We start from the raw sequence: 21,201 nt of genomic DNA, 5'->3' as shown, positions 1-21,201 counted from the left end.
TTATAAAAGAATGACTGTTTCATCCGATAAATCCGTTTTCATTCAAATTATCTTATGATAAAATAACTTTATGCACAAGAAAACGATTATTGATTTTAAGCAGTTGGGCCAACGCCTGATTTTTACGAATCCCATCAAGGAGCTAAAGACTCGCCGTCTTGACCACGTGGAAGAACTTTTGACAGAGATTGAGGGCTGGCAGGAGAAAGGATACTATGCTGTCGGCTATGTCAGCTATGAAGCAGCTCCAGCCTTTGAGGAAAAGTTTCAGGTTCACTCAGCTCCGCTCCAGAAGGAATACCTCCTCTACTTTACTATCCACGATAAGGCCGAGCAGGCTGCCATTCCCTTGACCTATGAGGAAGTGGAAATGCCAGCGGCTTGGCAGGGGCTGACTTCTGAGCAAGAGTACCAGAAGGCTATTGAGACCATTCATCATCATATCCGCCAGGGTGATACTTATCAGGTCAACTACACGGTACAGCTGTGCGCGGAGCTCAATCCTGAGGATAGCTTGGCTATTTACAATAGGCTGGTCGTTGAGCAAAATGCGGCCTACAATGCCTATGTAGAGCATGATGAGACCGCCATCTTGTCCATCAGCCCCGAGCTCTTTTTCGAGGAGCACCGAGGTCAACTGACCACTCGTCCTATGAAAGGAACTACCAATCGGGGACTGAACTTAGAGCAGGATAGGGAGCAGGCTGCATGGCTGGCCCAGGATGCCAAAAACCGAGCAGAAAATATGATGATTGTCGATCTGCTACGCAATGATATGAACCGCATTTCTCAGACGGGCAGCGAGCGGGTTGAGCGTCTCTGCAACGTCGAGCAATACTCTACAGTCTGGCAGATGACCTCTACCATTAAAACCCTACTGCATGAGGGAATCGGACTGGCAGAGCTTTTCAAGGCGCTCTTTCCTTGCGGATCCATCACAGGTGCTCCTAAGATTTCGACCATGGCTATCATCAAGGCGACAGAAAAAGCTGCTCGCGGGGTCTACTGCGGTACAGTAGGTATCTGCCTGCCAGACCAGAGACGGATTTTCAATGTCGCCATCCGCACCATTCAGTTGGATGGAAGGAAAGCCATCTATGGCGTTGGCGGCGGAATCACTTGGGACAGCACGTGGAAATCCGAATACATCGAAACCCAGCAAAAATCTGCCGTCCTCTATCGGAAAAATCCGCGATTCGACCTGATTTCTACAGCAAAAGTGACAGATGGAAAGCTGACCTTGCAAGACCAACACCTGCAAAGACTGACAGAAGCATCTGGCTACTTTGCCTATCCTTTTGACCAAGACAAACTGAACCAAGAGTTAGAAGAAACCTGCGCTCAGCTAGATAAAGGGCAGGATTACAGGCTACGTATTTCTCTAAAAAAAGACGGTAGTATTAGCCTAGAAACAGCTCCTCTGCTGCCATTACCAGAAACTTTTAAAAAGGCAAAATTAGTTCAGCAAACAGCCAACTTGGCCCAGCCTTTTACCTATTTCAAGACCAGCTATCGGCCCCATCTGACTTTGGAACAGCAAGAGCAGATTTATTACAATGCCCAAGGCCAGCTGCTGGAAACCTCTATCGGAAATCTGATGCTGGAGCTTGACGGCAAGCTCTACACGCCTCCAGCTGAACTGGGCCTGCTCAAGGGCATCTACCGCCAGCAGCTACTGGATAAAGGACAAGCTACTGAGAAAGTTTTAACGCTGGCTGACCTAGCTCAGGCGGAGAAAATCTACGCCTGCAACGCAGTCAGGGGATTGTACGAGCTGGAGGTTGATAAAGGAGAGCTCTGATATGAAAGTTATTTTTCTGCACGGACTAGGGCAAGATGAGCATTCTTGGAAGAAAGTTCAAGAAGCCCTAACCGATGTCCCAACGGAGGCGCTGGCTCTTTTTCCAAGGGGAAATGAAAGCTACCAAGAAATTCGACAAGCAACCCTCCATCACCTTCAGACCCAAAATCAGCCTTTCATCTTAGTCGGTTTGTCACTCGGTGGCCTGCTGGCACTGGACCTAGCTGACCAAGATCTTCCTCATATGAAGGGCTTGATTTTATCCGGGACTCAATATAATTTAGCAGATAATTTTCTCTACAGACTGCAGATTCTTGTATTTAAACTAATTCCCAAAAGCGTCTTCTCCAAGCAAGGAGCCGATAAGAAACATATGCTGCAGATTTTGACCGAGCTGCGTAAGGTAAATCTTACTGATAAGGTAAAGAAAATCATGCTCCCCAGCCTGCTTGTTTGCGGCAGCAAAGACAAGCCCAATCTAAAAGCTGCCTACAAACTTAACAAGCTGCTTAAAAATTCTCAGCTTTGCATTATAGAAAAGGGCGGCCATACTCTGAATAGCCAAGCGCCAGAAACATTTGCTCAAATAATTGAGAAATTCCTACATGAGTTCTGACCCTTTTATAAAACCAATCAAAAACTTTAGAAATATTTGAGAAATTCTTTAGAAATATTTGAAAGTTTGGCGCTATACTAGTTAATAAGAAGGGGAGTTTTCTCTCCTAACATCATGAAAAGGAGACTTGACATGGAAAATGTTTTGGTTTTACAGCAAGTCAGCAAGAAATTCGGCCGGCAGTACGCTCTGACCAATGTGAGTCTGACGATAAAAAAAGGAGATATTTACGGTTTGATTGGCAAGAACGGGGCCGGAAAGACCACTCTGATCAAGGTCATCACCCAGCTTTTGGAAGCAAGCAGTGGCAATATCTCCCTCTTTGGCTCTCAGAACTATCAAGAATGGACGCAGAGCCTCAAACGGGTCGGATCAGTTATCGAAACTCCGGTTGCTCACAACCACCTGACAGCCTACGAAAATCTCAGCTACTACTGCAAGCTCCGCCATATTCCCCATGCGGATAAGGTCATCCGTGAAACCTTGGAATACGTGGACTTGACGGATACCGGCAAGAAGAAATTTCGCGACTTCTCACTCGGGATGAAACAACGGCTGGGTCTAGCTATCGCGCTTCTTACCAGACCTGACCTGATGATACTGGACGAACCTATCAATGGCCTGGATCCAGTCGGCATCAAGGAATTCCGCCAGCTGGTGCAGCGGCTAAACGAAGAATTTGGCATGACCTTTATCATCTCCAGCCATATCCTGTCTGAACTCTACTTGGTGGGTACTCGGTTCGGCATTATCGAGGAGGGACGGCTGATTCGCGAGATTTCCAAGGCGGAGTTTGAAGAACAGAGCGAAGACTATATCGTGCTTAAAACGTCGCAGTTAGAAGAAGCCAGCCGGCTGATTCACGACCAGCTCATGCATCGTATCAAGGTGGTCAATGCTTCTGACGAGATTCATATCTTTACCCATTCACATGAGATTAGCAAGATTGTCAAGGAACTTGCGGTCGCAGATATACCGGTGCAGGAGATTTACTATGCACGACAAAACCTAGAAAACTTCTTTACAGACTTGGTCAAATGACAAAGGGAGGCTTATCATGATGGATTTCATTAGAGCCGATTTATACCGGCTCATGCGCTCAAAGGGCTTTTGGATTACTGAGTTTTTATTATTCTGTGTGATTTTCTCAGCAACCTTCTTCCAAGCAAATATTCATTTTGGAGCAAATATCTCAAGTAATGCGTCTGCTAGTCAATCTCTAGGAAAACTAACCGGCCTTCAAGCTCTGGACTATTTTGCAGGCAATACAGACAGTCTGCTCTTTTTCACCATCATTGGTATCAGTATGGTCCTTGGAGTGGACCTGTCTCGGAAACTTTATAAAAACTGTCTGAGCTACGGCATCTCTAAGCTCAGCTATTATTTTTCTAAGTTCTTTGTCTGCGTTAGCATCGCAGCCTTTCACTTCCTGATGATTTTATCTATCTCCTTTGTGACCGCTAGTCTGTCCAACGGAATTGGAAGTGCCCCCAGCTCTTTTTTGCCTCAGCTGGGAGCTGCTCTCTTCGTCCAATTTCTCGGCACGATTGCATGGATTGCCATCATTTCTTTTGTACTCTATGCCAGCCACTCCATCGTATCTATCTTTCTGACCTATTTCCTTGGTGGTACCTTACTGACTATTCCCCTCATCTTTTACCCTGATAATGAATGGTTGCTCTATCTGACTCTGCGTTTTAACACAAATATGGCAGCAGATGGCGGGGCTGTTATCAAGGCTATCCTGACAGTGGTAACGGTCACCCTAGTCTTTCTGATTAGCGGACTGATGGTTTTCAAAAAGAAAAATTTATAAAAAGCAGGAACAATCTTAATCATTCAGAGGAGATTTCATGTTACATACTATTCAGGCGGAACTCTACCAGCTTGTCCGCTCCAAACCTTTTTGGCTAATAGAAGGGCTGCTCTTTTTTCTCATTTTCATCAGCTCTCTTGGTGAAAGCAACTTTAATTTTTATATCTCTACGTCTTCTGATCCAGAAGAAATAGTCATCCAAGGTTGGACAGGATTTGAAGCTCTCGGGGAGCTTGCTAAAGATTTCCTGCCCTTTGTCATGATTACTGTCCTTGTGCTCGTTATCTTTCTGTTAGGTCGTGACCTGACTAGAAAATTATACAACAATATATTAGCCAGCGGGGTTTCTCGGAAAGAATTTTACTTATCCAAAATAGCTCTTCTTGTCACAATTATCATCTTTCAACTAGTAACAGCCTTTGCTATAGCCTTTATCTTTGGGAGCCTCTTCCACGGACTTGGGACTATGCCAAAGAACTTTTTCTGGAGCTTTTCCTTGTCTTTCTTTCGCTCCTTTCTCTTTATTATGACCTGCAGTTCCGTAGTTACCTGTCTTCTCTACCTGACCCGCTCTACCCTAGCCAGCTATCTCGTCTTTTTCGCCCTAATTATGCTTCAGTCTAGCCTCGTCATCGTTTTCCCCCAGATAAATTCTGAACTATTCTTATTCCTTATCCTTGCTGGTTCTCTCTTAGGTGGTTACCAAGCCTTTCAGCACAGAGACTTATAAATTTAAGCAGTCAGCCCTTTGGCTGCTTTTTTATTGCTTTTGGATTGGTTCTGCATTTCTTTAGAAATATTTTAGAATTTCTTGAGAAATATTTGAAGTCTAGCTTGTATACTAAAATCAAACCTAAGAAAGCGAGAATATACCATGCAAACTGTTTTAGAAGTAAAGCAAGTTACCAAACAATATGGCCAGCAATATGCCCTTGATCAAGTCAGCCTATCTATCCAAAAAGGCGATATTTATGGACTGATTGGCAAGAACGGAGCTGGTAAGACTACTCTTCTCAAGACCATTAGCCGGCTCATTCATGCCAACAGCGGAACCGTTTCTGTCTTTGGTTCGCAGAACTCTAAGGAATGGAATGAAGCCCTGCGCAAGATAGGTACCGTCATCGAAACACCGGTCGCTTACAATCAGATGACTGCTTATCAAAACCTCAACTACTACTGCAAGGTCCACCAGATTGCCCAGCCCGACCAACTCATCAAGGAAACCTTGGCCTATGTCGGATTGAGCAATACTGGTAAAAAGAAATTCCGCAACTTTTCGCTAGGAATGAAGCAGCGCTTGGGGATCGCAATTGCACTTATCAGCAAGCCTGAACTCATGATTTTAGATGAGCCCATCAACGGCCTAGATCCTCTTGGAATCAAGGAATTTCGACTGATGATTCAGCGACTCAATCAAGAATTGGGAATCACTTTTATCATTTCCAGCCACATCTTGTCTGAGCTTTATCTGGTAGCCACCAAGTTTGGCGTGATTGACCAAGGACGCCTTGTCGCAGAATTCACCAAAGACGATTTTGACCGAGCCAGCGAAGATTATATCGTCCTCAAAACCAGCGATAGAGATCAGGCTGCCAATCTCATCCAAGGCAAGCTCCACTATCAGCTCAAGGACGCTGATAAATCTGACGAACTGCACATTGTCGCCCAAGAGCAGGAACTAAATGACATCAACAGGGAGTTGGTCCTATCCAACATTCATGTCAATGGTATCTATGCAGCTCACAAAGATTTAGAAAAATACTTTACAGATTTAGTCCAGTAAGGAGAAAAAACATGTTACATACTTTTCAAGCAGATTTTTACCGTTTCTTTCGTTCCAAGGCTGTTTGGATTACCGAATTCATCTTTCTACTGACGACCTTGAGCGCAGTCTTTGGCAAATTAAATGCCGTCCAGCTTATACAAGCGGTGTCCAACGCTATCGGTAACAATACTTTTATCATCATTATCCTCTCTATGGTCGTCATCGGGACAGATCTGAACAAGCAGCTTTACAAGAATACATTAACCAGCGGCGTTTCCCGTACCAGTTTCTTCGTCTCTAAAGCCCTAGTCATGGTCTGCGTAACGTTCCTGCAGTTGGCTCTCTTTTATAGCATCAACTTTATCCTAGCGGCCATTCTAAACGGTATTGGTGATTTATCCGCCACCTTCCTGCTTCAGTTTATTCTTCTATTCTTTGTGCAGTGCCTGACTGTCATTGCTTGGACAGCTATTATCTCCTTTATTCTTTATCTGAGTAAATCTATGATTGCTGCTTTGGGAGGTTACCTTTTCTGCGCATCCTTAACCGGAGCTCTTGCTCAATTTTATCCCAAATCTTTATGGCTGCAGCATTTCACCATGAGCTTTGATTTTGAGACGCTTCAAAGCAACGGTGTAACCTTAAGAATTGTTCTAATCGCCTTGTTTTTAGGAACAGTCTTCACCGCAGCAAGTCTCTATACTTTCCACAAAAAGGATTTATAGTAAACAATGAGCTGGCTCTCGACTGGCTCATTTTAATCTTTCCAATTTTAAATTTCTTTAGAAATATTTTAGAATTTCTTGAGAAATATTTGAAATTTAGTTTGTATACTAAAAGTATAAACAAAGTAACTAAAGGAGAAACATCATGCAAAATGTTTTAGAAGTGAAAGGACTCACTAAAAAATACGGTGATCAATATGCTCTGAAAGATGTCAGTCTTTCCATCAAGAAAGGAGAGATCTACGGTCTCATCGGAAAAAACGGTGCTGGTAAGACCACTCTGATCAAAATCATCACGCAAGTCATCTATCCTAGCGGAGGGACCGTATCTGTCCTGGGCTCTCAGAACCAACAAGAATGGACCAGAGCCCTCAGCCATACTGGATCTGTCATCGAATCCCCTGTAGCTCATGCCCACATGTCGGCCTATGAAAATCTGCGCTACTACTGTACCGATCGGGGCATTCCAAATGCTGACAAAGTCATCAAAGAAACCCTGCAATATGTCGGCCTGACCGATACTGGAAAGAAGAAATTCCGTAATTTCTCTCTGGGGATGAAACAGCGATTGGGCATTGCCATTGCCATTTTGGGGCGTCCCGACTTGCTCATTCTGGACGAGCCCATCAATGGTTTAGACCCCGTTGGGATTCAGGAATTTAGAGAAATGGTCAAGCGCCTCAATCAAGAACTGGGCATCACCATCATCATTTCCAGCCATATCCTGTCCGAGCTTTATCTAGTCGCAACTCGCTTTGGTTTTATCAATCAAGGGCATTTCATCAAGGAGCTGTCTAAGGAAGAATTTAACCGAGAAAGCGGCGACTATATCATCCTCAAAACGGATAATATCAAGCAAGCTGCTCATTTAGTGCAAGACAAGCTAGGCTACCAGCTCAGACCGACCAACAAGGAAGATGAGCTGCATATTTCCGGTAAGGTACAAGAAATTCGCAAGATTGCCAAGGAATTAGTCCTAGCCGACATCCCAATCGGGGAAATCTACTACGCCCACAAAGACTTAGAAAAATACTTTACAGACTTAATCAACCAACAAGGAGGAAACACTCATGTTTAATAGTATCAAGGCGGATTACTACCGTCTCTTCCGCTCCGTAGGATTCTGGGGAGTGCAGGCTTTCTGCATCTTTGGAATTCTCCTCGCCATTTTCACTTCCAAAGTTGTCAGTTCCGACAACGGTATCTTTTTTGCCATAGATGTCGTCTCCTACAACAGCGGCATGCTCTTTATTGCCTGCAATGTCATGACTAGCTTGCTTCTCGGTGTTGATCTCAATGACAAACTTTATCACAATAACCTGACTACAGGCAAGACTCGGACCCAGTATTACTTCTCTAAAGCACTGGTTATCGGTAGCTTACTGCCTATGCAGTTCATACTGCTCTACATTTTAGGTATTGTCATCGAATTTGTCCGAACCGGCGGTAATATGGGAACCCTGCCAGCTAATTTCTGGGGACAATTTGCAATACTCTTTGTCATGCAGGTCATCTGTACCTATGCTTGGTACTGCATTACCAGCTTTGTCCTCTACTTGACTCGAAACTATAGTGTCGTCTTTATCACCTATATCATGACCTACATCTTACTCGGCCTCCCTAGTCAAATGGTTGATGCCAATAATGAATGGTTCAAGGCTATCAAGATGGAGTTCGTCTACGGAGACGCTTCAATACCAGGTGTCATCATCAAAACAGCTATCTTTGCTCTCAGTCTGATCACGGTCTTTAGCTTAGCAGGACTGGCTACACTGAAAAAGAGAGATTTGTAAAATAAAAACTCAGCTAATCACTAAATTAGCTGAGTTTTTTGAGCGGATTTCACTCCTTCTGGTCTAGCACCGCTTTATCGGCTTTCTTTCACTACTTCCAATCTTGCTTTTTCAAGAACAGACTGATGCAGACTCCTAGGATAAGGTAGAAAGTGACAAAGGTAAGACTGGCTGCCAGACTGGTCGGATATGGAAAGATCTTGCCCAGAGGAAAAAGAACATTAGATAGAAATCCGAGGGGAACAAAGAACAAGAATAAAATCAAGGCTAGCTTAACCTGAAAAGAAGGTCTTACCTCGGATAGATTGCGGCCCGTTCCCCACACCAGCAGCCCTACTCCCTGAACGATCAGCACCGGCGTTAGCAAGATACTGATCTTGAGAAAATCAGCTAGGATAATGGAGAGGATGATGCCCAGACCGACAAAGCCAAGAGAGAGCTGATAGCAAATATTGCTGGCTATTCTCCTGTACTTGATTGACTGCTCTTCCTCTTTCTGGACTACAGGCTCAATTCCCTTGAGCAGATAGTCTGTGGTCACCTCAAAATAGTCACTCATGGAAATGATCTTATCTAAATCAGGCATACTCTGTTCACTCTCCCACTTGGAAACGGCCTGTCTGGACACACCGAGTTGGTCGGCTAGCCCCTCCTGAGAAATGCCCCGCGCTTTTCGCAGGTACTGGATTCTGTCTGATAGATTCATGGATTGTTTTACCTAATCTTTCTTATTTTTTATACTTTCTTTCATTGAAACTTATTATAGCACAAGGCGGATAGACTACAAAGTCTGATTGTCATCTCTTCATACAATGCTAGATTTCTTCTTTAGATGGAAGTGCTTTTTCCTCCCTATCCGTCCGATACCAGAGATAGATACTATAAAGTGTCAGGAGAATCACACCTCCAAAGTAAAAGAAGGGATTGACTTGAGAGAAATCCAATTGATTGTTAGCTTGAGCTATGCCAACAAAAGTCGGGATAAGGGTGTTGGAGAGCGCATGAAAGATGTTACAAGCAAGAACAGACTGGGTCTTCTTATAAAGTGCAGCAAGCCAGAAAGAGAGAAGGATACTGAAAATGATAAAAACTGAGAAAAGATCATGGCTTCGATCATAAAAGCGATCGTAAAACCAGAGAGGAATATGCCAGATGGCCCAAATAATACCGGTCATCAAGGTAGAGACAAAGAAAGAAAACTTTTTCTCTAAGGCCGGCTGTAGGAAGCCACGCCAGCCGAATTCTTCAATCCCGCCCGATAGGACAATACAATAGATAAAAAACCAAGGAAATCTTACTAAAGCGCCGTCTACCAGCTTGCCGCCAGAAGCTAGGGCATAGAAGGTGGTCAGACCGCCACCATAGATTAGCAAGTAGAGCCAGGTCTCTTTCTTGCCTGAAAAGAGATAGGAGCAAATGGCCTTGAAGCCTTTCTTTTTCAGTACGATCAGGCTGGCCAGCATAGGCCCAAACATAGCAATACCATTTAGAATAGCTTCAAGAGCAAGATAGGCTGTAGGTGGGCTGTCTGGCCAAAGGTTTTTGAGGATAATGTCCAGCAGCCAGAATCCCCATGTCCAGCCGAAGTTCCAAGCTAGGAACGGCAAAATTAGTTTTGGTTGTGGTTTGATAGTTGTTTCTGTATTCATGAGAATACCTCCTTATAATATAATTAAACTCAAGTTTTTAATCCAAATCTTCAAAGACAGCGACTCGTTCATTCCGAAATCAAAAACTTGGCTTCTGCTTTCAGATTAACAAAAAAGCCAGTTGCCTTTCTAGCGACTGGACTTGGAATAAAGAAAAAATCTAGTTGCTTTTTGAGTGATTGAACTTGGAATCATTGTCAACTGTCAGTTGCAAGTCAGTTATATCAAGGGTTTAGAGCAGTTGGCTGATTTTTCACTTTGACTGTTAAAATGACCTCGCTGATATGACTTGCTTTTCAAATCACAAAACAAAAAGGCATCTTTATCATGCCTTTCTTCGACTTAATCTAAAAACAAACCTCCGCCAATTCAAAAATTAGCTTAGGTTTTTTGAGCGGATTTTGAGACTAGCTGATAGAGCTGAGCCTTCCTTATTTTGCTTTTTCAAGTCTTTTTTACAAAGTCACAGCTAGTTCAAACCAGTCGTCCTCGGCTTTCATTGTCAAGTCTCCGCCTAGGATTTCGACTAACTGCTGGGTGATGTAGAGCCCCAGCCCTGAAGACCCCTCGCTGCTGGATAGATTTTCTGAGTAAAAGCGATTGGTCAGCTTATCCAGATATTGGATAGGCTGCTGGACGATATTTTTGACGGTAAAGATACAGTGCTCGCCGTCTTTTTTCAGCGAAATGCTAGCGGCCTTACGACCGTGCTTGAGGACATTGCTTATCATATTTTGGACAATACGCTCAAGAATTTCTGGGTCTGTCTCTAACTCTAGACCTTCAGCTAACTCTACCTGCAAGTCAATCTGGGCTTTCTGGAAGGCGTCATAATAGGTAAAAAGCTGCTGGGTTACCAGCTGAGATATATCTGTCGGCTGGACATTGGCCCTTATGGCCCCCTCCATCAGCCGGCGGTACTCCATCAAGGCTTCCAGCCGTTTGGATACCATTCCCAGACTATCTGCAATTTTGATTAACTGCTGACTTTCCTGACTATCATCCTTCAGCAGCTGCTGGGTATAGCCGCTAGCAATGGTCAGAGGGGTGCGGATATCATGGGCAATATTACTGATAGCCATATCCAGCGTCTTCTTTTCCTGCTGGACAACAAAGGTCGTCTTATCTAGCTCCCGAAAGAGCAACTCTGCTTCCTCTGTCAACTCCAAAATACTGGGGGCATGAGCAGCAGGAGCCAGACGATTCTGGCTCCCTGTCTGTCGCTTCCGACGAATCTGCTGTGCCACATCCTTGACCGCCAGATGATAGCGTATGAAACCAATAGCCAGAAACAGACTGATAAGGGCAAATAAAATGACTAACACCAACATATCAGTCCTCCTTGAGCCGGACACCCAGTCCCCAAACAGTCTCTATGTATTCCTCTGTTGGGTCCAACTGAGCCAGTTTCTTACGTAGGTTGCTGAGGTGAGTATTCAGGGTATTATCCCCAGGCAGATAGCTCTCTTCCCAGACCTGCTCAAAGAGCTCTTCCTTGGTGTAGATCTTCTTGGGATGACGAAGCAAGAGCTGGAGGATATGATATTCTTTCTTGCTCAGACGGACGCTTTTCTCACCGCAGGCCGCCTCAAAGGTAGCCTTGAGCAGACGAATATTTTTAAAGGACTGGCCTTCTTCTTCGCCAGCCAAAGTCTGCTGGCTGCGCAGCTGCACGGTGATACGGGCAAAAACCTCATCCAGATTGAAAGGTTTGACGATATAATCATTAGCACCATTCAGCAGGTACTGGCTAACCAGCGCTTTCTCACCAAGGGCTGTCAGCATAACCACTGGCACCGTAGCATTGCTGCTGCGAATTTCCCTCAACACTTCATCGCCATTCTTCCCCGGCAGCATGATATCCAAAAGGACCAAATCAATCTCCTCCCGCTCAAACAGCGAAATGCCCTCTGTCCCCGAATAGGCAGAATAAACCGTGTGTTCCTTCTGAAAAAGTTCTTTTAGAATTTCATGAATATCACTATTGTCTTCGATGAGTAAAATATGAGCCATAAACACTCGCCTCCAGAAATTTCCTATCACTAGTGTAGCAAGGATAAGAGGCTAAGTCAATAAAAGATGGACTATTCGAAAAACTTTAGAAATATTTTAGAATTACTTGAAGGATATTTGAGAATCGGACTTTAAAATAGAAAGAAATAAGAAATGTATGTGCTATAAAAAGGAGGCTTAATATGTTTAAAATTTTTTGCAAAATCATTTTTAGAAGTATCACTTTCGCCCTTGAGGGCTAAAGAAAAAGGAGACTCGCATGAAAAAATTGATTTGACTGATTCTTTTATCAAGCTTAAGGTCAAGGATTTTTCAACAAGAGCTGAAGTGCAAATGCCGTCTTTTATACAGAGTACAGCTAAACGAAGCAAAAAATCAATGACCTTATCAGAGTACAAAAATCAAACCATTTAAAGGAGAAAATCCTATGACTAATAAAACAAGAATAGAACCACAACCAAAACTAGTCTGGCCGTTCCTAGCCTGGAACTTCGGCTGGACTTGGGGATTTATGTTGCTAGCTATCATTCTCAAAAATCTCTGGCCGGAAAATCCACCTATACTCTATCTGGCTCTGGAAGGCCTCCTAACGAGTTTCAGTATGTTCGGACCGGTGATAGCAAGCCTAATCGTGCTGAAAATAAAAGGCTTCAAAGCCATCTGTTCCTTTATCTTCTCAAGCAAGAAAGGGACTTGGCTCTATCTCCTATTCTTCAGTGGAGGTCTGGCTGTGACTTTTGCATTAGCTTCCGGAGGCAAGCTAGTAGACGGAGCTCTGCTTTCATTTATTGGATCCTTTATCTACCTTATGACCTTGGCTGGTGGCATGGAAGAGCCTGGCTGGCGAGGCTTTCTGCAGCCGGCTTTGGAAAAGAAGTTCTCTATGTTTATCGCCTCCTCGATAACCGGACTAGCTTGGGCTTGCTGGCATATTCCTCTCTGGTTTTATGACCGCTTTTATGATCGAAGTCAGGATCCCTTTCTAGTCTTTATCATTGTAAGTATAGTCCAGTCCATCTGGTTTGCTGCACTGCATAAGAAGACGAAATCTGTCCTTGCCTGTATGATTTTCCATGCCCTACTAGATATTCTGATAGCAACGTTTGTCGGCATCAACCTAGCTGATAAGTTTGATTTCTCTCAGGTTAACTCCCTCATTTACCTTGGCGGCTTGGGTATTCTGACCCTTTACAGTATTTATCTCTGGTATCGGGCGGATAAGGAAGAGAAAAACGCATGATAAAAAAATAAGAATAACCTAATTCTAAATTAAAAGGAGACTGCGCCGACTATCTGAACTCAGCTTATGTGAATACTTAAGTTGAACAGAAAGGAAATGCTATGAAAAAAACATTTATTCTAACGCTTCTAACGATTATAACTCTAGGACTCTTCCGGCCAATTACTGCATCGGCTGAGGAGTCTCAAAAGCTGCCATCTGGTATCGAACGTGACCTGATCAGCCAGAAAATCCAAGACTATGTCAAGGAACATGAAAAAACAACAGCTGGCATGGAAACTGCTATCTTTGACAAGAATGGTACCATTTATCAAGGCAACTTTGGATACATGGATAAGGAAAAAGGCATTAAGGCTGATGATGATAGCGTTTTTGAATGGGGCTCCGTAACCAAATTAACCATCTGGGTCTCTGTCATGCAGCTCTGGGAGCAAGGTAAGATTAACCTAGAAGAAGACATCCGCACCTATCTGCCAGAGGGCTTTCTTAAGAATCTCCGCTATGACAAACCTATCACCATGTTGGATCTGATGAGTCATCAGGCAGGATTCGATGAGGTAACCATGTACCTACAAGAAGATAAAAGTATCGAAGAAATCCTTAAAGAACAACAACCTATTCAGTCTTTTGAACCCGGTACAGTCACAGCTTATTCAAATTACGGTGCTGGCTTGGCTGCTCTGATTGTCGAGCGGATCTCTGGTCAGACTTTTGCCGACTATGCCCATGAGCATATTTTCCAACCACTGGGCATGGATAAAACGGCTATTTTGCCGGATCTATCAGACAATTCCTACGTTCAGAAAAAGCATCAAGAAACCAAAGGTTACGACACTAAAGGAAACTTACTGAGCAAGGACCATTTCATCACTAGCATCTATCCTATCGGAGCGGCTACTGGCACCTTGAAAGACTTGGAGAAGTTCGCCCAAGCCCTGCTGGCTCGCAAGACGCTCTTTGAGCGCCCAGAGACCTGGAACACCCTCTATACTGCCAGTTCCACCTATCCTGACACGGATATCATCCGCAATGCTCATGGCTTTTGGGCCAACGAATACGGTACTACTGTGTTAGGCCACGGCGGAAATACAGCTGGCGCTACTTCACGGATAATCTTGGACTTGGAACACGGTATCGGCTATGTCGTCATGACCAATCAAGGTACAGAGCAAAATTATAATTTCCAAATGCCAGAGCTCGTCTTTGGACCGCGCAAAACGGCCAGCAAGGAAACCAAAGAGCAGTTCAGTCCAGGCTATTATCGCACTCTGCGTAACTTTAATCAAGGGCCTCTGGCTATCTTTAAAATGATTCCAGCCTCCGCAGACTACTTACAGGAACCATCTGACGATCAGCGATTGCCAAACAACTTCTGGACCATTTATCAGAGCCAAGGCAAGACCCGTATCGCAGTGGCTGTCGCAGACTATGAGAAAGTCTCTGACTTTGATTTCTTTAAAGACTATGTTGTTCTAGGCTTTGCCGGACTTGGTATCATCTACGCCCTCGGCCTGCTCATCATCAGCCCGCTTCTAGGAGTCTATCGGCTTATCTTTCGCAAGAAACAAGACCAGCCAGACCGCACTTGGAAGGTCTGGAACCTCCTAACAGCTGTTGGTATTTTGGCTGTCCCAATCAATCTCTTTCTGCTATTCATGTCAGCAACTTCAGGAGATTTCAGCGAAATCGCTCAGTGGCGCTACATGCTCTTTGCTGCTTTGGGACTCCTGCTAACCGCAGCCGCTCTGTTACCTCTCTTCAGAAAGTCCAGAGAAAAGCTCAGCAAAGGCCGCCTCTTCCTGACGGCCATGACTAGTCTATCTGCCTTAGCAGTGACCGCTAATATCCTCTATTGGTCCCTCTATCAGTGGTGGGTATTCTAATATGAAAGGAGCCAGCTATGAAAAAAACATTTTCCCTAATCCTTTTAACTTTTCTGACTTTAGGACTCTTTCGAACAATTACCGCACTGGCTGAAGAGCAGAAACTCCCATCTGGCATTGACCGCAACCAAGTTGGCCAGAAAATCCAAGACTATGCCAAGGAGCATGAAAAGACGACTGCCGCTATGGAAACAGCAGTATTTGACAAGGATAGCACCATTTACCAAGGCAACTTCGGTTATATGGATAAAGAAAAAGGCATTAAAGCTGACAACAGCAGCGTCTTTGATTGGGGCTCTGTGACCAAGCTGACCGTCTGGATAGCTGTCATGCAACTCTGGGAACAAGGAAAGATTGACCTAGAGGAAGATATCAAGACCTACCTGCCAGAGAATTTTCTTAAAAATCTGCACTTTGACAAAGCTATCACGATGCTGGATCTCATGAATCATCAGACGGGATTTGATGAATCTCTGTCTTACACAAAAGGTGACAAAAATATAGAGGAAAATCTACGCATGCTCCAGCCTGTCCAATCCTTTGAACCTGGAACAGTAACCTCTTATTCTAACTATGGTGCTGGGCTCGCTTCTCTGATTGTCGAACGGATTTCCGGCCAGACCTTTGCTGACTATACCCACGAGCATATCTTCCAGCCGCTTGGCATGGACAAGACAGCTCTCCTACCGGACTTATCTGATAATCCCTATGTTCAGAAAAAACGCCAAGAGTCTAAGGCCTATGATACAAAGGGAAATTCACTAGGGACAGCTTTTTATGAATATGGTCTCTACTCAATTGGCCAAGCAGCCGGTACCTTGGAGGATTTACAGAAATTTGCTCAGGCTCTGCTGGGGCGCAAGGCTCTCTTTGAACGTCCAGAAACTTGGAATACCCTCTACAATCCCACTTCGACTTATCCAGGTACAAACATAGCCCGTAATGCCCACGGTTTTTGGATCAACGAATACGGAGTCAGCATCATTGGCCACGGCGGCAATACTGATGGTTTCAGCTCTCGTCTCATACTAGACTTGGAAAGTGGCATCGGCTACATAGTCATGACCAATCAAAGCATGGAAGAGAATTACAACTACCAAATGCCCGAACTGGTTTTCGGAAGACGCAAAACAGCTGACGAAGAGACTCAAAAGCAGTTTAAACCAGGCTACTACCGTTCTCCGCGCACCTATCTCCATGGTCCCTTGTCCTTTCTAAGACTCATGATGCCCTCAATAGAAAAGATTGACAATCCTGCTCAAAACCGAATCTTGAGTACCAATTTTTGGACCATCTATAAGAGCAAGGGAAAGATTACAATCCCCGTCGCTGTGGTGGACTATGAGAAAATCTCTGCTTTTGACTTCTATAAGGACTATATCATCTTAGGATTAGGCATCCTTGGAATTGTCTATAGTTTTGGAACGCTCATTATCAGCCTTTTATTAGGAGCTTATCGCTTGATTTCCCGAAAAACGGTTGAGCGCACAGACCGCACTTGGAAGGTCTGGAATCTACTGACTTCTCTTGGTATTCTGGCTGTTCCCCTAAACCTACTAATGATTATGATACCTTTGATGTCAGATGACCTTGATTCTCTAGCTCATTGGCGCTACATGCTCTTTGCTGCCTTGGGGCTCCTGCTAACCGCTACTGCTCTGCTGCCGCTGTTCAGAAAATCCAGGAAAAAGCTCAGCAAGGGCCGTCTCTTCCTGACGTTCATGACCAGTCTATCTGCTTTGGCAGTGGTCGCTAATATCCTTTACTGGTCTCTTTACCAGTGGTGGGTGCTGTGATATAAGTTGCCTGCCTTCCTTTGGGAAGGTGGGCTTTGGCTTTTTGGAAAAATATGATGTCCTCCATATTAGCTGCTTAGAGGTACGAGGGAAAGATGTAGAGAAGCAGTGTCAGGTTGACAGAATAGATAGGCGAGAAAGAGAAAACATATGCTTAGCTATCAAATAGTAACATGTCATACGTTTTTTGATTCATACTCAAGTTATTCCTGCCTAGTGTGAATTTTCATTATTTGAGTATGAATGCCAAACTGATAATTTGTTAATTTGTTCTTGAATAAAGAGGGTTAGTTCCTCAACTGTTAAGGGAATATCCTGTCTGGCATATTTTTCTAGCAGCGCGAAAATCCCTCCCATTACAAAATCAAAAATCAAGTCTAATTCTGTATTTAGTTTTTCAACTTTTAAAAATGCCAGCAAATGAGGTTGCAAGGCTTGTTTGTAAGATTCATAAAAGGAAGAATCTCTGTTTAGAAATACGATTATTTCACCATAGACTTTATGAACAGTAATCAACGATTTTATAAATTTCTCGTCTGTCAGATTTGGTTGCAGACTGATTTCAGAAATGATAGAGTGAATCAAATTGGTTTCCACTTGCTTCCTGAGATCATAAACATCCTCAAAATAGTAGTAAAATGTCGACCTATTATAACCCGTCCTTTGACAAAGTTCTTTTACTGATATTTTATTTAAAGGCTTTTCGCGTAAAGCCTTGAGAAAAGCTTCCATAAAAAATTCTCTGGTTTCTTCTAATGCAAATAACAAACTCATGACTTTCCTTTCGGACACTTTGGGCAAAATTGTTGGTATCATTCATGGCAGATTTTGTCTATACTAGACTTATCTTATACAAATGAGGTATTGTTATGTCCAAACTGATTTCTGTTTGGTTAAAAATCTGGATTCCCATTCTCTTTGCTATGGGAATCGGTATTCTCTTATATCTTATCACACATTGGACCACACTAGATGCTGGAAGCAGATTTGTCGCTATAATCTATGTCATGCTCCCTTTACACTGTCTAGAGGAATGGAGATTTCCTGGCGGTTTTCATTATAACTACAACATGCTTCGGCGCTCTCAACAGCCCGATCGCTATCCTATGAATCAATTTTCTGATATGCTGACTATCATGTTAGCTGAATTAATTGGTATTGTCTGTCTCTTCTACGGTGTCAATCAGATCATTGTCATCTGGAATCTTATCTTTTGCTTTTTTGAAATGATTGGCCACCTGATTTTTGGGTTCAGTATGTACCGACGTTTTCGTACAGTAGGAAAAAGAACCATTTATAACCCAGGTTTTGCGACAGCGGTTGTCTTTACGCTTCATGCTCTCTACTATGTTCTGAACCAGTATCCTACAAATCTCCCCAGCTTGTCAATAATCATTTTAGCCATTATCAGTGGAACAGTTCTTGTAAGTAGTGTCGTTCTTATCCCTGAGCAACTGTTCAAATCAAAAGAGACCCCTTATCCTTTTGATAGCAATCGTTATTATGAAAAATATATTGCAAGAGAAAAAATCTGAATTCCCTTCCCTATTTCATAATCTTCTTTAAAAATTCTATGAGAAGTCGAAGGCATAACTGAGCGACTAATACTCACCGAAAATCAAAAAGTGACCTAGTTTTATTCTTCTATTTTAAGTTTGGCCTTGCGACTCAATCAGACATATCTAATGTTTGTTAGCTGCTATTTCCAACTCTGTCGCGACAGAAACAATAATATAGACACACCTGACCAGTCTCTCTGCTTTGGCAGTGGTGGGTGCTCTAAGGCAAATTTTATATATCAGTCCCTCTGGCTTTCTATTTTTTGACCACTAAATTGTATTTAGTTTTTTCTTGATTTTTTATATTTTATTTATTACAATATGAACAAATTCATAAAATGAACGCATTCATATTTTGAAAAGGGATTTAAAAATGAAAGTAAGTAAAAAAGAAAAAAATCGTCAAGTTATTTTAGAAGTGGCAGGGGAGTTGTTTCGCTCTAAGGGCTTTGGAGCAGTTTCTATGCGAGAGATTGCAGAAGTCTGTGATATAGCTACTGGAACTCTATATAATTATTTTAAAAGCAAGGGGCAAATTTTTATTGAAATAGTTATCCAGAAGCAGTTTAAGTTGACTACAAAATTTGATGAAAATGCTGAGACTTATACAGAGCTTGTGGCAAGTATTAAAAAGCAGATTATATCTGATGTTGGCACTATAACTGAAGTTGAAAAGTCCGACTGGCAGAGCATTTTTCAAATCCTCACCTCTGATACTGATTCAAGTCAATATTTGAGCAATTTGCTGTATCTTGACAGCCAATATCTTCAATCAATTAAGACTTACTTGGAAAGCAAGGCCCATCTACTGCCAGAAAACTACCCAATCGACCTCCTGCTGGAAATACTTTATAACAGTTTAGGGCTTTTGGTAATCCGATATCTTTATACGGATATGCCATCATCACTTTTAATGGAAAAAGGATTGGAACAGATAGAATTTATCATGGGGCAGGGAGGAAAAAAATATTGAGAGATATTTGCACACCTAAGTTTTTACAGGAACTATTTGGACGGAAAACAAGTCTGATGACCATAGTTATCACGATGACCTTCTCTTTTCTGGTAACTGGATTACTCTGGCGTCTTTCCTTGCCAGATCAGAATTGGCCATTATGGCAAATCATCACTTTTTGCCTCTTATCTGTAGATATCAGCGGAGGAGTGATCGCTAATTTATCTCAAGGGACTAATCATTATTATCGGGAGTCTGTAAAACGACGATGTATTTTCCTCCTGATTCATATTCAGCCCTTACTTCTAGCTCTACTTTTTAATCAATCTTTACTAACCTGTACTATGGTCTGGCTTGGTGCGATGATAGGCGCTCTGTTTGTTAGCGAACTACTGAAAGATTGCAGGGAGCAAGCATTAACTGGTGCTTCTATGGCGGGGTTGGGTTGCATTCTTCTTATTAGTTACAGTAAATTGCCAATCAGTATGACAGCTCTTTTATCACTTTACCTGATTAAACTTCTATTCGCTTTTAGTGTAAATCACGATATGACCGCTTGGAGTAAAGATTATAAATAAAAGTATGCGAGTCTAAAATACGATGAACAGAAAGGAATCCCTATGTTGAAAAGAATCTTTATATTTATCCTTAAAACAATCACTTGGCTGGTAGGACTCTTAGCTCTGGCCTTATTGGCTATCTTTCTCTATCACCGCTTTCAAATAGCTCAGGAAAGCAAACTCATTGAGAAGCCGATTGGCCAGCTAGTCGAGGTAGAGGGTAAGAAGCTTAATGTCTACACTGCCGGCAAGGGCAAGAAGACCTTGGTTTTTCTAGCAGGTCTAGGCACCAATGCTCCGGTTCTGGATTTCAAGGCTCTTTATTCCAAGCTGGAGGATGATTATCGCATCGTCGTGGTAGAACGTCTAGGCTATGGTTACAGCGATGATGGAAACGATGACCGCTCATTGGATAGACAAGTGGAGCAGACACGTAAGGCCCTCAAAGCTGCTAAGATATCCGGTCCCTATGTTTTGGTTCCGCATTCGATTGCTGGTTTAGAAACGATTCACTGGGCCAATCATTACCCAGAAGAAGTAGAAACTATTATCGGGCTGGATATGACCATGCCTCATACAGAGGTGGCCGACCAGCAGAAATTTTATGGTTCTTATCAGACTATCCAGCTGGGGAGAATGTTAGGCTTAGCCCGCCTACCGATTTTCTTTGATGAAAATAGCAGCCCAGCCATAAAGTCTGGGGCTCTCAATGATCAGGAAAAAGCTGTCTTTAAAGCCTTGTTCCACCAGCGGTCAGTCACCCAGGCGGTCATGAACGAAGTCAAGAATCGGAAGAAAAATGTTGAAACGATTAACAAAGAACCCGTGCCTCAGATTCCGACTCTTATCTTTGCGGCTGTCCAGAAAGGCGGAGAAGCTCCCAAGTTAGAGGAAGAGTTTGCCGCGCAGAATGCCCAAGCCAAACTTGTGACATTAGAAGGCTCCCACTATATCCATGATGAAAAGCCAGAGGAAATCGCCCAGCAAATAAAAGAATTCTTGAATTAATGAATCTTGTAAAATATTTAAT

At 43.1% G+C, this 21,201-nt stretch carries 21 protein-coding genes; 16 read left to right on the top strand and 5 right to left on the bottom strand.

Annotated features, from left to right (window positions below; all coding sequences use genetic code 11):
- Positions 1-70: 70 nt before the first annotated feature.
- The 9 genes from pabB (at position 71) to O3621_RS07115 (ending at position 8,516) form a co-directional block, all read left to right on the top strand.
- A complete protein-coding gene (gene pabB, locus O3621_RS07155) occupies positions 71-1,801 on the top strand; it encodes an aminodeoxychorismate synthase component I (RefSeq protein ID WP_371513990.1) in 1,731 nt (576 codons plus the stop codon).
- A gap of 1 nt (position 1,802) precedes the next feature.
- Positions 1,803-2,417 (top strand): alpha/beta hydrolase, encoded by a 615-nt coding sequence (locus O3621_RS07150; RefSeq protein ID WP_314449756.1) that lies wholly within the window; start codon positions 1,803-1,805, stop codon positions 2,415-2,417.
- A 132-nt stretch (positions 2,418-2,549) separates the two neighbouring features.
- On the top strand, positions 2,550-3,458 hold the full coding sequence (locus tag O3621_RS07145) for an ATP-binding cassette domain-containing protein (RefSeq protein WP_314449755.1): 909 nt from the start codon (positions 2,550-2,552) through the stop codon (positions 3,456-3,458).
- A gap of 16 nt (positions 3,459-3,474) precedes the next feature.
- On the top strand, positions 3,475-4,233 hold the full coding sequence (locus tag O3621_RS07140; protein WP_314449754.1) for an ABC transporter permease: 759 nt from the start codon (positions 3,475-3,477) through the stop codon (positions 4,231-4,233).
- Positions 4,234-4,270: 37 nt separating this feature from the next.
- Positions 4,271-4,963, top strand: coding sequence for an ABC transporter permease (locus O3621_RS07135; protein ID WP_314449753.1), 693 nt, complete (start codon positions 4,271-4,273; stop codon positions 4,961-4,963).
- A gap of 144 nt (positions 4,964-5,107) precedes the next feature.
- Positions 5,108-6,016, top strand: a complete 909-nt coding sequence (locus O3621_RS07130) for an ATP-binding cassette domain-containing protein (RefSeq protein ID WP_371513989.1) — start codon at positions 5,108-5,110, stop codon at positions 6,014-6,016.
- Positions 6,017-6,027: 11 nt separating this feature from the next.
- A complete protein-coding gene (locus tag O3621_RS07125) occupies positions 6,028-6,723 on the top strand; it encodes a lantibiotic ABC transporter permease (protein ID WP_371513988.1) in 696 nt (231 codons plus the stop codon).
- Positions 6,724-6,868: 145 nt separating this feature from the next.
- A complete protein-coding gene (locus O3621_RS07120) occupies positions 6,869-7,801 on the top strand; it encodes an ABC transporter ATP-binding protein (protein ID WP_002910625.1) in 933 nt (310 codons plus the stop codon).
- Positions 7,794-8,516: a lantibiotic ABC transporter permease gene (locus O3621_RS07115; RefSeq protein ID WP_002911208.1), complete on the top strand. Its 723-nt coding sequence runs from the start codon at positions 7,794-7,796 to the stop codon at positions 8,514-8,516. The genes O3621_RS07120 and O3621_RS07115 overlap by 8 nt, the downstream gene beginning before the upstream one ends.
- A 91-nt stretch (positions 8,517-8,607) precedes the next feature.
- Here O3621_RS07115 and O3621_RS07110 read toward each other — a convergent pair whose 3' ends face one another.
- The 4 genes from O3621_RS07110 to O3621_RS07095 all read right to left on the bottom strand — a co-directional run bounded on the left by O3621_RS07110 (position 8,608) and on the right by O3621_RS07095 (position 12,178).
- Positions 8,608-9,222, bottom strand: coding sequence for a helix-turn-helix domain-containing protein (locus O3621_RS07110; protein ID WP_371513987.1), 615 nt, complete (start codon positions 9,220-9,222; stop codon positions 8,608-8,610).
- A 109-nt stretch (positions 9,223-9,331) separates the two neighbouring features.
- Positions 9,332-10,165: a CPBP family intramembrane glutamic endopeptidase gene (locus tag O3621_RS07105; protein WP_111676474.1), complete on the bottom strand. Its 834-nt coding sequence runs from the start codon at positions 10,163-10,165 to the stop codon at positions 9,332-9,334.
- Between the two features lie 455 nt (positions 10,166-10,620).
- Positions 10,621-11,496 carry a sensor histidine kinase gene (locus O3621_RS07100; RefSeq protein ID WP_371513986.1) on the bottom strand — a complete coding sequence of 292 codons (876 nt, stop codon included), beginning with the start codon at positions 11,494-11,496 and terminating at the stop codon, positions 10,621-10,623.
- 1 nt (position 11,497) lies between these two features.
- Positions 11,498-12,178, bottom strand: coding sequence for a response regulator transcription factor (locus O3621_RS07095; protein ID WP_004188707.1), 681 nt, complete (start codon positions 12,176-12,178; stop codon positions 11,498-11,500).
- 427 nt (positions 12,179-12,605) lie between these two features.
- Here O3621_RS07095 and O3621_RS07090 point away from each other — a divergent pair, with 427 nt between their 5' ends.
- From O3621_RS07090 to O3621_RS07080, 3 genes are all read left to right on the top strand, one after another.
- Positions 12,606-13,418 (top strand): CPBP family intramembrane glutamic endopeptidase, encoded by an 813-nt coding sequence (locus O3621_RS07090; protein WP_125341086.1) that lies wholly within the window; start codon positions 12,606-12,608, stop codon positions 13,416-13,418.
- 101 nt (positions 13,419-13,519) lie between these two features.
- Positions 13,520-15,301, top strand: coding sequence for a serine hydrolase (locus tag O3621_RS07085; RefSeq protein WP_125341088.1), 1,782 nt, complete (start codon positions 13,520-13,522; stop codon positions 15,299-15,301).
- A 17-nt stretch (positions 15,302-15,318) separates the two neighbouring features.
- Positions 15,319-17,097 (top strand): serine hydrolase domain-containing protein, encoded by a 1,779-nt coding sequence (locus O3621_RS07080; protein ID WP_371513985.1) that lies wholly within the window; start codon positions 15,319-15,321, stop codon positions 17,095-17,097.
- 213 nt (positions 17,098-17,310) lie between these two features.
- On the opposite strand, the gene O3621_RS07075 is transcribed toward O3621_RS07080, so the two are convergent.
- Entirely contained in the window at positions 17,311-17,871 is a 561-nt protein-coding gene (locus O3621_RS07075) for a TetR/AcrR family transcriptional regulator (protein WP_208447622.1), read from the bottom strand.
- 95 nt (positions 17,872-17,966) lie between these two features.
- Between O3621_RS07075 and O3621_RS07070 the strand changes: the two genes are divergently transcribed.
- The 4 genes from O3621_RS07070 to O3621_RS07055 all read left to right on the top strand — a co-directional run bounded on the left by O3621_RS07070 (position 17,967) and on the right by O3621_RS07055 (position 21,179).
- A complete protein-coding gene (locus O3621_RS07070) occupies positions 17,967-18,632 on the top strand; it encodes an HXXEE domain-containing protein (protein ID WP_371513984.1) in 666 nt (221 codons plus the stop codon).
- A 397-nt stretch (positions 18,633-19,029) separates the two neighbouring features.
- Positions 19,030-19,629, top strand: coding sequence for a TetR/AcrR family transcriptional regulator (locus O3621_RS07065; RefSeq protein WP_371513983.1), 600 nt, complete (start codon positions 19,030-19,032; stop codon positions 19,627-19,629).
- Positions 19,626-20,189 carry a hypothetical protein gene (locus O3621_RS07060; RefSeq protein WP_125341094.1) on the top strand — a complete coding sequence of 188 codons (564 nt, stop codon included), beginning with the start codon at positions 19,626-19,628 and terminating at the stop codon, positions 20,187-20,189. The genes O3621_RS07065 and O3621_RS07060 overlap by 4 nt, the downstream gene beginning before the upstream one ends.
- Positions 20,190-20,231: 42 nt before the next feature.
- Positions 20,232-21,179, top strand: coding sequence for an alpha/beta fold hydrolase (locus O3621_RS07055; protein WP_125341095.1), 948 nt, complete (start codon positions 20,232-20,234; stop codon positions 21,177-21,179).
- Positions 21,180-21,201 lie beyond the last annotated feature (22 nt).

The organism is Streptococcus sp. 20925_1_22 (assembly GCF_041431685.1).
GTDB lineage: Bacteria > Bacillota > Bacilli > Lactobacillales > Streptococcaceae > Streptococcus.
This window is presented reverse-complemented; position numbering and strand designations above follow the sequence as displayed.

Bases quoted from the DNA above. Each gene is read 5' to 3' on its own strand.
- pabB (WP_371513990.1), top strand. From the start codon at position 71: ATGCACAAGAAAACGATTATTGATTTTAAGCAGTTGGGCCAACGCCTG.
- O3621_RS07150 (WP_314449756.1), top strand. From the start codon at position 1,803: ATGAAAGTTATTTTTCTGCACGGACTAGGGCAAGATGAGCATTCTTGG.
- O3621_RS07145 (WP_314449755.1), top strand. From the start codon at position 2,550: ATGGAAAATGTTTTGGTTTTACAGCAAGTCAGCAAGAAATTCGGCCGG.
- O3621_RS07140 (WP_314449754.1), top strand. From the start codon at position 3,475: ATGATGGATTTCATTAGAGCCGATTTATACCGGCTCATGCGCTCAAAG.
- O3621_RS07135 (WP_314449753.1), top strand. From the start codon at position 4,271: ATGTTACATACTATTCAGGCGGAACTCTACCAGCTTGTCCGCTCCAAA.
- O3621_RS07130 (WP_371513989.1), top strand. From the start codon at position 5,108: ATGCAAACTGTTTTAGAAGTAAAGCAAGTTACCAAACAATATGGCCAG.
- O3621_RS07125 (WP_371513988.1), top strand. From the start codon at position 6,028: ATGTTACATACTTTTCAAGCAGATTTTTACCGTTTCTTTCGTTCCAAG.
- O3621_RS07120 (WP_002910625.1), top strand. From the start codon at position 6,869: ATGCAAAATGTTTTAGAAGTGAAAGGACTCACTAAAAAATACGGTGAT.
- O3621_RS07115 (WP_002911208.1), top strand. From the start codon at position 7,794: ATGTTTAATAGTATCAAGGCGGATTACTACCGTCTCTTCCGCTCCGTA.
- O3621_RS07110 (WP_371513987.1), bottom strand. From the start codon at position 9,222: ATGAATCTATCAGACAGAATCCAGTACCTGCGAAAAGCGCGGGGCATT.
- O3621_RS07105 (WP_111676474.1), bottom strand. From the start codon at position 10,165: ATGAATACAGAAACAACTATCAAACCACAACCAAAACTAATTTTGCCG.
- O3621_RS07100 (WP_371513986.1), bottom strand. From the start codon at position 11,496: ATGTTGGTGTTAGTCATTTTATTTGCCCTTATCAGTCTGTTTCTGGCT.
- O3621_RS07095 (WP_004188707.1), bottom strand. From the start codon at position 12,178: ATGGCTCATATTTTACTCATCGAAGACAATAGTGATATTCATGAAATT.
- O3621_RS07090 (WP_125341086.1), top strand. From the start codon at position 12,606: ATGACTAATAAAACAAGAATAGAACCACAACCAAAACTAGTCTGGCCG.
- O3621_RS07085 (WP_125341088.1), top strand. From the start codon at position 13,520: ATGAAAAAAACATTTATTCTAACGCTTCTAACGATTATAACTCTAGGA.
- O3621_RS07080 (WP_371513985.1), top strand. From the start codon at position 15,319: ATGAAAAAAACATTTTCCCTAATCCTTTTAACTTTTCTGACTTTAGGA.
- O3621_RS07075 (WP_208447622.1), bottom strand. From the start codon at position 17,871: ATGAGTTTGTTATTTGCATTAGAAGAAACCAGAGAATTTTTTATGGAA.
- O3621_RS07070 (WP_371513984.1), top strand. From the start codon at position 17,967: ATGTCCAAACTGATTTCTGTTTGGTTAAAAATCTGGATTCCCATTCTC.
- O3621_RS07065 (WP_371513983.1), top strand. From the start codon at position 19,030: ATGAAAGTAAGTAAAAAAGAAAAAAATCGTCAAGTTATTTTAGAAGTG.
- O3621_RS07055 (WP_125341095.1), top strand. From the start codon at position 20,232: ATGTTGAAAAGAATCTTTATATTTATCCTTAAAACAATCACTTGGCTG.